Source organism: Winogradskyella epiphytica (assembly GCF_003217215.1).
Classification (GTDB): Bacteria; Bacteroidota; Bacteroidia; order Flavobacteriales; family Flavobacteriaceae; genus Winogradskyella; species Winogradskyella epiphytica.
Genome location: NZ_QJTD01000036.1, coordinates 1 through 2,894, shown reverse-complemented (window position 1 = coordinate 2,894; position 2,894 = coordinate 1). Strand labels below are relative to the sequence as shown.

The 2,894-nt window shown below is 30.9% G+C and carries 3 protein-coding genes; all 3 read right to left on the bottom strand.

All coding sequences use genetic code 11. The features are described from left to right. Positions 1–103: 103 nt before the first annotated feature. Positions 104–1,852 (bottom strand): DUF6119 family protein, encoded by a 1,749-nt coding sequence (locus tag DFQ11_RS14965; RefSeq protein WP_110476685.1) that lies wholly within the window; start codon positions 1,850–1,852, stop codon positions 104–106. Positions 1,853–2,025: 173 nt separating this feature from the next. Beyond that, the gene (locus DFQ11_RS14960; RefSeq protein WP_073222351.1) at positions 2,026–2,328 is read right to left on the bottom strand and encodes a HigA family addiction module antitoxin; all 303 of its coding nucleotides are present in this window, start codon (positions 2,326–2,328) and stop codon (positions 2,026–2,028) included. A 12-nt stretch (positions 2,329–2,340) separates the two neighbouring features. After that, on the bottom strand, positions 2,341–2,622 hold the full coding sequence (locus DFQ11_RS14955) for a type II toxin-antitoxin system RelE/ParE family toxin (RefSeq protein WP_110476683.1): 282 nt from the start codon (positions 2,620–2,622) through the stop codon (positions 2,341–2,343). Positions 2,623–2,894 lie beyond the last annotated feature (272 nt).

Sequence of the window (2,894 nt, the reverse complement as noted above, 5' to 3'; positions counted from 1 at the left end):
TTGCTAAATCTGGACTAATATATGAGGATAGTTACAGAAGTTCTTTGGTGAGAAATTAATGCTTTTTTACTTGTTTTTTACCACAGTACTTTGTTAGCGGTAGTTATTTTCTCATAATTTGATGTGTCAGCATTGGAAAGTAATTTGCTCGCATTTCACTTGAACATTGTATTAGTGAATATCTTGCGATATTTGAATCAAACGATTTAATGTTCGATAAAACATCTAAATCCTTTTTCAAGTGAGAAGTGAAAGCCAAAACAAAAGAGATTTTTTTATCAAATAAAACTTTAAATTCATCTAACGATAATCCATCAACACTTCTCTTTTTCTTTTTTAGCTTTTTATAAATCTTTTCCAGTATTAATTTGTCATCTGTACCTAAGGTCTTTATTAATCTTCTTGCCGAAATAATTACTTGGTTTGTCAGTTCTCTCATTTCAGATTTGAAACCATATTTAACGTGGATTAAATATAAATTTCTATTGTCGTAATGTAGTATGTCACAGAGTTCTAATCCGTCTTCTATTATAGTATCAATAACAATGTAATTCGGCACTTTGTCATAAAGTAAATTATAGTGTTTCTCTTTTTTAATTATTTGTTTATCCCAAGGTAGGTTTACGATTTTTGGTGGTGCAGAATATGTTTTTAAAACGTGCTTTGTGTTATTTTTTAAATCCTCAACAAATGAATCTCGCAAATGATACCATTTAGTATCTACTAAAAAAACTGGTTTACCATCAATCGGAAACTCTGTTGAAATATGAAATAAAAAGCTTGAAGCAACGGTTTTTTTATTGTTTTGATGGCAAGTAATTCTAACGCCTTGTATGAAAACCATAAATTTAAACCTATTATTTACTCCATATAATTCTACAGCACGATTTAAAACCGCATCATAAATTTCATTTCTGTCGGTTACTATTTTAAAAACTTTGTAGCCTCCATTTTCTGTCTTCGCTTTTAATTTATAAATATCGGCTTCATAGAATTTTTCAATATTATTTGGATTGCAAAAATCGTGTTCGAATGTTGTACCTGAATTTTGATTTCTTTTCCCCAAATTCTCTGTGTCATTAAAAATTCGCGTGATTAATTCTGGGTGTAATCTATTGGCTTTAAATGTTTCATCTGTAATTTCTTCGTAAGAACTTAGATAGTCCGATGGTACTAATTCCATTATATATCCGAGTTCAATTATAATCTTATGTAGAGTCTTAAAATCAATAGTCTTTTTAATTTGAAAAGCTCTACCTACGAAAATTTGAATTCTATCTGTTTTTTTACTTTTAAGAAATTTGAAATATAAATCTGTTGTTTCTTGGCTTAGTCTCAAATGTATTTCTTTTGGAACTTTACCAAATTTTATGAAATCTATAATTCGATAGTTATTTCTGAATTGTTCACTAAGTCCAGCTCTTGTCCCTGTAATTCCTCTTGATTTGATAGATGCAAGTTCATCCTTTTCAGGTTGCATAATTCGAGCGTAAGTTGAGAGTCCAAATGATTGGTCTATGAACGGAAGAATTATTTGATAGGCATTACCACCAATAACACAAAAAATGTGATGTTCAGTTTCTACGAAAAGTATTAGAGAAAGCTTTTGTTGGATAAAGTCTTCTCCTTTCGTAAGGCTTTTAGGCAAGAATTCTTCCCAATCAGAAACAATATCTTTCGAATTGTAGAGGTATAGGAAATAAGTAAATTCTCCTTTTGTAGTTCTTTTAAGGTTTTTAGATTTAAAATTTTGAGCAATTCCCAGTTTTTTAAATGATGTATTGATAATCTTTTGAATAATCTTTTCCGTGTCGACAATTCCTTTTATCAACCGTTTATTCTTATCAATCAAATATATTTTTGGGTTTTTTGTCAAATGCCTTTTGTTGGTTTTAATTACCGCTAACGGTTTCGGCTATGAGTAGTTGCGTGGGTTAGCACTTAACTTTGCAAGTACACAGCAAACTGAAAATCCGCGAGGATTTTCAGAAGTAGGCGAGAACAAGCAATTACTTATAGCCATTGTTAGGCAACGTTTTTATTTTCGTATTTTTTTATTCCGTCCAATTCCGCTTTTTTTTCATCACGTTCTTCTTCGATGTCATAATCATCTTGAAGTCCAAGCCAGAATTTCGCAGAATTCCCAAAATATTTACTCAAACGTAGAGCAGTATCCGCCGTTATTCTACGTCTACCTTTTATTATTTCCGAAATCCTAGTTTGCGGTATTTTTAAATCTTTAGAAAGTCTATAAGCTGAAATTTCAAGTGGCTCAAGAAATTCAAAATTCAAAACTTCTCCTGGATGTACATTTGCTAATTTTTCCATTTCTTTTGTTTTTTAATGATAGTCAATTATTTCAACTTCTCTTGCGTTTCCGTTTTCCCATTGGAATATTATCCGCCATTGTTTGTTAATTCTGATACTATAAAAATCGTTTAGTTTTCCAGTCAGTTTTTCTAGTCGGTTAGAAGGAGGAATTCTTAAATCTGCAATATCTTGTGAGTTGTTAAGCATTCTTAATTTTCTCCGTCCAACATTCTGTATTTCAATCGGCATTTTTTTGACTCGGATACCGTTCCATATTTTTTCGGTTTCTTTTGAACCAAACGATATTATCATAATAATTTTCTACGTTACTAACGCCAAAGGTAAGTAACAAATTTGTTTTGTGCAAATGTTGCCTAACGTTTATGTATAAGAATAGTTGCGGGTTTGTATGCGAGGATTTTCCGAAGGAAAATCAGACGTTACAAACACGCAACGACCTTTGATTAAGCACTAAACCGCAATTATTTTTATACGTCTTAAGTTAGCATTTTAATAAAAACACTAAATTAAGACCTATAAATAAGAAAGAACAAAGGAGAGGAATAAGGTTATTATATACGCAG